Genomic DNA, 8194 nt, shown 5'->3' on the forward strand with positions numbered 1-8194 from the left:
GGCGGGTGGTGGGGCCCCGCAGGGGCGGAACGGGGCCCCACCCGATCAGGAGGCGCTGATGGTGACGTTGTCCACAGCCGCCTCCACGAGGCTGGCGCCGGAGGCGTCCGCCGCCTCGATGAGGATGCGCACCGACTGGCCGGCGTACGGGGTGAGGTTGAGGTTCGCCACCGCCCAACTCCCGTTGCGGTTGGACGCCGCGCCGGACTGGGTCAGCAGCGCCGTGGTGCCACCGTTGTGCACCACGCTCACCCGCAGGTAGTCCGCCGACGAGGCGTTCGAACCGTGCGCCAGGTACCACGCCAGCGAGAGGGTCAGCGTGCCGGACGACGGCAGTGTCACCGCCGGGGACCGGGCGCTGGTCACCCCACCGTCGACGTCGTGGTCACCCGCCGCGGAGCCGGCGAGCCGCCCGGTGACCAGGTCGTTGCTGCCGGCGTACGGGGTGAGCTGCTTGGCCCCGGAGGAGGTGGTCGCCTGGGCGGCGCCCCGCTCGAAGGCCCCGAGGGTCGCGGTGTCGGTGCCGGACGGGTTGATGGTCCAGCCGGTCGCGGTCTCGAAGGTGTCCGACCAGACCGTGGTGCCGCCGCCACCGCCGCAGTACTGCGCCTGCTTGCCGATCGCCCGGTACGGGCAGTCGGCGTACTCGCTGAGCATCAGCACCGCCTCGCGGTTGCGCGAGGTCTGTGCGGGGATCACCTCGTCGGGCGGGTAGAAACCGCCGCCGCCGGACGAGCCCGGGTACATCTCGAAGGTGTACGCCCAGATGCCGTGGGTCGCCCACATCCAGTCGATGCTGTCCCCGTCGGTGATGTAGAGGTCGCTGGACTGCTCCGGGGTGTAGCTGTTGGTGGCCGCCATCTGCTGGCCGATGGTGGCGAAGGTGTTGTACTGGTCGGCGCTCATCCCGGGCCCGGTGTTCGCGGTCGTGTAGCCGTACGGCCAGAGCACCAGCTGCGAGTACGTGTGGAAGTCGATGTTGGCCTTGATCTGCTGCGTCCCGCCGACCACCCGACTGTTGACGAAGTTGCGCAACGCCTGCGTCTCGGGCGCGGAGAACGCCGACGGTCCCCGGTAGGTCTCGGACGAGGTGGAGCCGGACGAGCCGCCGCAGCAGCCCCAGTTGTAGCCCCAGTTGCGGTTCAGGTCCGTGCCGACGTTGGACGAGCCGCTGTTGGGCTGCCGGTTCTTGCGCCAGGACCGGTACGACCCGGTGGCGATGTCGTACTCGCTACCGTCCGGGTTGACCGTCGGCACGATCCAGATCTCCCGGCTGTTGACGATGTTGGTGATCCGGGAGTCGGAGCCGTAGCTGTCGGTGAAGAGGTTGAGCAGGTAGATCGCCATCTCGACGGTCAGGTGCTCGCGGGCGTGCTGCTGGGCGTTGAACAGGATCTCGGGTTCGCCCTCGTCGGTGCCGACGTTGTCGGAGATCTTGACCGCCATCAGGTCGCGGCCCTCGTACGACGAACCGATGCTGATCTTGCGGGCGATCGCCGGGTGGTCGGCCACGACCCGGTTCACGACGGCGGTCAACTCCGCGTAGTCGTGGAAGTTGGAGTCGGCGGGCGGGAAGGCCTGCGTACCCATCTCGCCGGCGCCGCGCTCCACGTTCGGCGGTGGGGCGAGCGGTTCCAGTCGGAAGCCGAGCTTGCCGATCGCGGCGGCCTCGGTCGCGGTGGCCGAGATGTGCAGCACGCCGTGCTCGGAGTAGTCGATGGCGGCCCCGGTGCGGGCCACCGCGTTGCGGTCGGCGAGGGTCCGGGGCCCGAGCACCCGGTAGCTGGCAGCGGCCTGCTCGGCGGTCCGGTCCGGTGCCGGGCGGGCGGAGACCGGGCCGGTGGCGACGGTGACGATTCCCAGCCCGGTGACGACGGCGAGCACCAGGACGCGGCGGAGTGGGATGGGCGTGCGGAGGGCCATGGACTACCTCCTCGAAGGGCGGGAGACCCCGCTCGATGGTGGACACTTCACCACCTGTCACATGGTCATATCAATATCCGTCGCTGCCTTCGCCATCCCAGGTGGACCATCGCAGCGGCAATGATTTTCCATCCGTGAACATCTGGCGAAACTTCCCTCCAAGCGGAACACTGACCAGCGACGATGCCCCTCTCGACACCGCGGAGAACCCATGGCCAGATCCCGCCTGCACGCGGCCGCCCTCGCCGGCGTCACCGCGCTCGCCCTGCTCGCCACCGCCGCACCCGCGGCCGTGGCCTCGCCGCTCTCCGGCGGCCGACCGCCCACCATCACCCACGACGAGCAGATCACCTTCCAGGACTGGTCCGGGCCCGCCGACTGGCACCGGGGCCAGCGGTCCGGCACCCGCGTGGTGCCCGGCCACCGCGCGGGCATCACCCTGGCCCGCCCGGCCGGCACCACCGAGTACGCCGACCCGCACACCGGCGTCACCCGCACCTGGGAGTACGGCACCTGGACCTCGCCGGTGACCCGGGTCGGGTTCGACGCCACCGAGCTGATCGCGTCCTGGAACGCGGAGACCCCCGCCGGCACCTGGATCCAGGTGGAGATGCAGGGCAGCTACACCAGCGGTGACCAGACCCCGTGGTACGTCATGGGCCGCTGGGCGTCCGGCGACAGCGACATCAAGCGGACCACCGTCAACCAGCAGGGCGACCCCTGGTCGACGATCTGGACCGACACCTTCAGCATCGACGACGCCGCCGCCGGCGTGCTGCTGCGGTCGTACCAGCTGCGACTGACCCTCTACCGGGCGCCCGGCCAGACCGCCGCGCCGGTGGTCCGGATGCTCGGCGCGATGAGCTCGACCGTGCCGGACCGGTTCACCGTCACGCCGAGCGCCGGGCACATCGCGTGGGGCCGCGAACTGCCGGTGCCGCGCTACTCGCAGAACGTGCACTCCGGGCACTACCCCGAGTACGACGGCGGTGGTGAGGCCTGGTGCTCGCCCACCTCGACCGAGATGGTGGTCGAGTACTGGGGGCGGGGGCCGTCCCCGGCCGACACCTCCTGGGTGGACCCGACCTACCCCGACCCGACGGTCAACCACGCCGCGCGGATGACCTACGACTACGCGTACGACGGCGCGGGCAACTGGCCGTTCAACACCGCGTACGCGGCCAGCTTCCCCGGCCTGGAGGGGCGGGTCACCCGGCTGCACTCACTGGACGAGCTGGAGCGCTTCATCGCCGCCGGCATCCCGGTGGTGACCAGCCAGTCCTTCCTGGCCAGCGAGCTGGACGGGGCGAACTACGGCACCTCCGGGCACCTGTTCGTGGTGGTCGGCTTCACCGCCGACGGCGACGTGATCGTCAACGACCCCGCCTCGTCCAGCAACGACGTGGTGCGCAACGTCTACAAGCGTGCGCAGTTCGAGCAGATCTGGCTGCGGACCAAGCGGATCAACGCCAGCGGCGGCGTCTCCGGCGGCTCGGGCGGCGTCGCCTACCTGATCAAGCCCACCAACAAGCCCTGGCCCAAGGTCCCAGGCTCCACCAACTGGTAACCCGAACACGCCTGATCAGAGGCACGCGTGATCAAGAGGTTTGCGTCATCCGGTGCCGTCCTGGTGACGCAAACCTCTTGATCAACGCGAGGGTCGGTCGGTGGGGGGCTCGGGGTCGGTGGGGGGCTGTTCGTCGCCGGCCAGGGCGGAGCGGAGGCGCTCCTTCTCCGTACGGCGGCGCTCGGCCGCGCCGGCCATCTCCTCGGCCATCTCGTCCCGCCAACCGCGCAGCAGGAAGAAGGAGAGCGCGGCGGAGAACGCCAGCGCCAGAATCAGCTTCAGGAACACGTCCATGTCGACCAGCCAGAGGGCCGCCAGCACGGCGACGAACAGCCCGATCCGGCCCAGCGTGTACTTGACCGCCGCGCTCACCTGCACCACTCCGTTCTCTCCGTCACCCGCCGGTGCCGGCGGAAGGGTCGACCCGCCCGGCGGGCGGTCGGGGTCAGCCGGTCCGGCGGGCCAACCAGCGGACGCCCGGGAACCAGACCGTCGCGTACGCCACGGTGAACGCCGCCGCCGCCAACGTTCCAGAGAGCAGCGGCGGCAACCCGCCGCCCAGACCAGCGATCAGCAACCCGGCGAACACCCCGACGGCCGCGGCGACCAGCGCCGCCACCACCCGGGCCGCACCGAACTCCCAGGCCCGGAAATCGTCCCAGAACAGCCATGCCGGCAGGATCACCGCCAGCCAGCCGTTGGTGTGCCCGAAGTCGCCGGCCCCGATCGAGGCGAACGCCCAGTCGAACAGCACCAGCGCCAACGCACCGATGACCAGGCCGGCCAGGCACACCCCGAGCAGATCGCCAAGGGTACGGATGCGCCCCTCGGCGTCCCGCCGGGGAAAGCCGCCCTGCTGCTCGGGTCCTCGTGGCTCGGTCATCGCCTGCGAGGGTACGTGGTGGCTCAGGCCCACACCTGCTGCGGCTCGGCGCGGCGCTCGGCCAGCGACGGCGCCTTGTCGTACTCCCGGACCACGTTGTAGCGGGTGTCCCGCTCGACCGGCTGGAAGCCGGCGTCCCAGATCAGGTGCAGCAGGTCGTCGCGGTGCATGGTGTTCGGGGTGCCGTACGAGTCGGCGTCGTGGGTGATCTTGTATTCCACCACCGAGCCGTCCAGGTCGTCCACGCCGAAGTTCAACGACAGCTGCGCCACCGAGAGCCCGTGCATCACCCAGAAGTTCTTCAGGTGCGGCACGTTGTCGAAGAGCAGCCGGGAGACCGCGAAGGTCTTCAGCGACTCGGCCGGGGAGGCCATCGTGGTGCGCGCCTGGATCCGGTTGCGGATCTTGCCGTCCGCCGAGTCCACGAAGTCGTGCTGGTAGCGCAGCGGAATGAAGACGGCGAAGCCACCGGTCTCGTCCTGCAACTCGCGCAGCCGCAGCACGTGGTCCACCCGGTGCCGGGGCTCCTCGATGTGGCCGTACAGCATCGTCGCCGGGGTCTTCATGCCCTTGCTGTGCGCCAGCGCGTGGATGCGCGACCAGTCCTCCCAGTGACAGGCGTGGTCGACGATGTGCTGGCGGACCTCCCAGTCGAAGATCTCCGCGCCGCCCCCGGTCAGCGACTCCAGACCGGCGTCCATCAGCTCGTCGAGAATCTCGTCGGCACTCAGGCCGCTGATCTTCTCGAACCACTGCACCTCGGTCGCCGTGAAGCACTTGAGCTTGACGTTCGGCAGCGCCGCCTTCAGCTCGCGCAGCACCTTCGGGTAGTAACGCCAGGGCAGCGTCGGGTGCAGGCCGTTGACGATGTGCAGCTCGGTGAGCTGCTCGTCCTCCATCTCCTTGGCCTTGCGGACCGCCTCGTCGATGCGCATCGTGTACGCGTCCTTCTCGCCCGGCTTGCGCTGGAACGAGCAGTACGCACAGGACGCCGAGCAGACGTTCGTCAGGTTGAGGTGCCGGTTGACGTTGAACATCACCCGTTCGCCGTTGAGCTCGGTGCGCTTGTGATGGGCCAACCGCCCCAACCAGGCGAGGTCGTCGCTGTCGTAGAGGGCGACCCCGTCCTCGCGGGTCAGCCGCTCACCGGCGTACACCTTCGCTTCGAGCTCACGCTTGAGTCCGGCGTCCATGGCACGTCCCTTCCACCTGCGGTCCCGGTCGAGCGTACGTCGGGACGCCGACGGGCCCGGCGGCACGGTCGGCGGCAGCGACCCACTTCACCGGACTCACAGCCTCCCGTAACCCGCCGATGCATCGACATCGCTGCGCGCGTGAGGTAAGACAGGGTGGGGCGGAACACACACTGGTACCGTCCCGACGGCCACGCCTTCGAGCGCGGCGACGGGCAGCGGGACGGGGAGCGGAATGGTCTACAGCGGGCGCGGGCGACGGCAGCGACGACGGAGTCCGGTGGTCTCGCCGGTGCTGCGTCCGAGGCTCTGGGCCGCCCTGCTCGGCGCGATCGCCGCCGCCGTGCTGGCCACACCCGCGTACGCCGAGCCGGGGCTGCCCACCACGGTGCCGGACACCGGCTCCCGCCCGGCGGTGGTCGGCCAGATCCAACTGCCCGGTGGCGCGCCCATTGCCGGCGTCCCGGTCCCGCCGGTGGTGAACGTCGGCACCGGCCCGCTGGCCGCCCAGATCGCCGCCGGCGAGACCCAGGTCGGCACGCTCGGCGAAGCGCTGCTGCTGAGCCGGCAGAAACGCGCGGACGCGCAGGCCCAGCTCGAGGCGGCCGGCAGGGCTCTGGCGACCGCGCAGGACAATCTCCTCCGCGCTCAGCAGGCGGCCGACGTCGCCGCGTCGGACGCGTTCAAGGCAGCCGCCGCGCTACCGCCCGGCGACCTGGCCGACGACATCCAGGGGCTGAGCCGGCTCCAGCGGATCGCCCGCGGCGAGAAGGTCGAGCGCGGCACCACCGGCGTGGCCGGAGAGCTGTCCCGGGCCCGCAGCGGCGAGCAGCTCGCCTACCAGGCGCACGCCACGGCGAAGACCCAACTCGACGCCGCCGAGGCGGAGTTCACCGCCGGCGAGAAGGCGCTGCGCGCGGCCGAGGCCAGCCTCCTCAAGCTGCGCCGTGACAACGCGGCGCAGCTGATCCAGATCGAGCGCCAGCAGGAGGCCGCCGAGCAGCAGCTCGGCGCCGGCTACCTGGTCGGTCAGAACGTCAGCGGGATGGCGGCGCACCCACGGGCGCTGGCCGCGGTCCGCTACGCCCTCGCCCAGCGCGGCGACCCGTACGAATGGTCGGAGGAGGGGCCGGACACGTTCGACTGCTCCGGTCTGATGTGGGCGGCGTACCGGTCGCCCGGCGCCGACTACTACGCGCTTCCCCGGGTCTCCCGGGACCAGTACGCCGCCACCCGTTCCCGGACCGTGCCGCAGAGCGCGCTGCTCCCCGGCGACCTGCTCTTCTTCGCCTCCGGCAGCAGCTGGACCTCGATCCACCACGTCGCCATGTACATCGGCGACGGCAAGATGGTGCAGGCACCCACCACCGGCGACGTCGTCAAGGTCTCGGTCGTCCGCTGGTCCCGGCTGTACGCCGCCACCCGGGTCATCGGCGCGGTGCCGGCCCCGACCACGCCGGTCGTGACGCCCAGCCCGACGCCCACGCCCACCACCAAGCCGACGCCGACGACGAAGCCGACGCCGACCACCAAGCCCACCCCGACCACCAAGCCCACCCCGACCACGACGCCCACGCCGACCGGCTCGGCCACCCCGACACCCACGGGCACTCCGACTCCGACCCCGACGCCGACCGGCAGCACCTCGCCGAGCACGTCGCCCAGCACGACCAGGACGCCGACGACCACGCCCCCGCCACGGCCGACCAGCGCGCCGGCCACCTCGGCCCCGGCCAGCACGCCGTCGGCGAGCCGGAGCGCAGTGGCCAGCGTCAGCCCGACCGCGAGCACGACGGGCAGCCCGAGCACCGGAAGCTGAACCGCCACGACCCGCTCCGGCTGTCCGCCCGGAGCGATCTGTGGCACCGTGACATCCAGGCACATCCGGCCCGATGTCACGGGTCCGGGTGCGAGCGTGGCACGGAGGGCGGAGATGGCCGAGCAGAGTGATCCGGCGGAGAAGAGCGGCGCCGTCGCGGTCGACCAGGCCGACCAGCCGGAACCGGGAACTACGGACCTGGCACCCGGCGCAGACACCGTCCCGGCCGCCGACGAGACCGCCGTCGACGGTGACGTCAGTGCCGCCTCGGCCCGCGCCACCGACAGTTCCACCGACACCGAGAGTCCCGCCGACAGCGACGCTCCCGGCGACAGCGACGCTTCCGCCGACAGCGACGCTTCCGCCGACAGCGACGCTTCCGCCAGCTCCGCGGCCGACGCGACCGGAGAGCAGCCGGCGCCCGAGGACGCTGACCCTGCCGCTGACCCGGCCGCTACCCCGGTACGGGCGCGGGCGACGGTCGTCACCGTCGGCGCGTTGCCGGATGACCTGCCGGCCAGCGCTCCGGCGAGCGCGACCACCTACCGGGCGACCGGGTCGGCCAACCCGGCCGGCGGGGTACTGCCCGGGCAACGGGACGGCTCGAGCGCCCCGGCCCGGGCCAGCGCCACGGTGCCCGCCACCAGTCGCGTCACCGCCGACGCGGTGGGCAACCCGGGCTCCCGCGCGAGCGCTCCCGGCGTCTACCGCTCCGCTCCGGTGAGCACCGAGCCGCCGCAACCGGCGCAGCCTCCGGAGCCCGCCCAGCCGCCCACGCCTCCGACCCCGGAGCCGACTCCGGCGCCACC

General features: G+C 71.7%; 6 protein-coding genes and 1 pseudogene. 3 read left to right on the forward strand and 4 right to left on the reverse strand.

What is annotated here, in order from left to right:
- Window positions 1-45 precede the first annotated feature (45 nt).
- On the reverse strand, window positions 46-1923 hold the full coding sequence (locus EAD98_RS28250) for a M14 family metallopeptidase (RefSeq protein WP_121657005.1): 1878 nt from the start codon (window positions 1921-1923) through the stop codon (window positions 46-48).
- Between the two features lie 211 nt (window positions 1924-2134).
- On the opposite strand from EAD98_RS28250, the gene EAD98_RS28255 reads away from it, so the two are divergent.
- Window positions 2135-3490 (forward strand): C39 family peptidase, encoded by a 1356-nt coding sequence (locus tag EAD98_RS28255; RefSeq protein ID WP_121657006.1) that lies wholly within the window; start codon window positions 2135-2137, stop codon window positions 3488-3490.
- Between the two features lie 81 nt (window positions 3491-3571).
- Here the strand turns inward: EAD98_RS28255 and EAD98_RS28260 are convergent, their stop codons facing one another.
- From EAD98_RS28260 to mqnE, 3 genes are all read right to left on the reverse strand, one after another.
- Window positions 3572-3862 carry a DUF4229 domain-containing protein gene (locus EAD98_RS28260; protein WP_121657009.1) on the reverse strand — a complete coding sequence of 97 codons (291 nt, stop codon included), beginning with the start codon at window positions 3860-3862 and terminating at the stop codon, window positions 3572-3574.
- Between the two features lie 73 nt (window positions 3863-3935).
- Entirely contained in the window at window positions 3936-4373 is a 438-nt protein-coding gene (locus EAD98_RS28265; protein ID WP_121657010.1) for a hypothetical protein, read from the reverse strand.
- Window positions 4374-4396: 23 nt separating this feature from the next.
- A complete protein-coding gene (mqnE, locus tag EAD98_RS28270; protein ID WP_121657007.1) occupies window positions 4397-5566 on the reverse strand; it encodes an aminofutalosine synthase MqnE in 1170 nt (389 codons plus the stop codon).
- Between the two features lie 235 nt (window positions 5567-5801).
- Between mqnE and EAD98_RS28275 the strand changes: the two genes are divergently transcribed.
- Together EAD98_RS28275 and EAD98_RS28280 are read left to right on the forward strand one after the other, a co-directional pair.
- On the forward strand, window positions 5802-7385 hold the full coding sequence (locus EAD98_RS28275; protein WP_121657008.1) for a C40 family peptidase: 1584 nt from the start codon (window positions 5802-5804) through the stop codon (window positions 7383-7385).
- A 114-nt stretch (window positions 7386-7499) separates the two neighbouring features.
- Window positions 7500-8194: pseudogene (locus tag EAD98_RS28280) on the forward strand (hypothetical protein); the annotation flags it as partial.

Source organism: Micromonospora sp. CV4 (genome assembly GCF_003667455.1).
In the GTDB taxonomy this organism is placed as follows: Bacteria; Actinomycetota; Actinomycetes; order Mycobacteriales; family Micromonosporaceae; genus Micromonospora.

What these genes read in the sequence shown, in the direction of transcription:
- EAD98_RS28250 (WP_121657005.1), bottom strand. Translation starts at nt 1,923, where the DNA reads ATGGCCCTCCGCACGCCCATCCCACTCCGCCGCGTCCTGGTGCTCGCC.
- EAD98_RS28275 (WP_121657008.1), top strand. Translation starts at nt 5,802, where the DNA reads ATGGTCTACAGCGGGCGCGGGCGACGGCAGCGACGACGGAGTCCGGTG.
- EAD98_RS28255 (WP_121657006.1), top strand. Translation starts at nt 2,135, where the DNA reads ATGGCCAGATCCCGCCTGCACGCGGCCGCCCTCGCCGGCGTCACCGCG.
- EAD98_RS28265 (WP_121657010.1), bottom strand. Translation starts at nt 4,373, where the DNA reads ATGACCGAGCCACGAGGACCCGAGCAGCAGGGCGGCTTTCCCCGGCGG.
- mqnE (WP_121657007.1), bottom strand. Translation starts at nt 5,566, where the DNA reads ATGGACGCCGGACTCAAGCGTGAGCTCGAAGCGAAGGTGTACGCCGGT.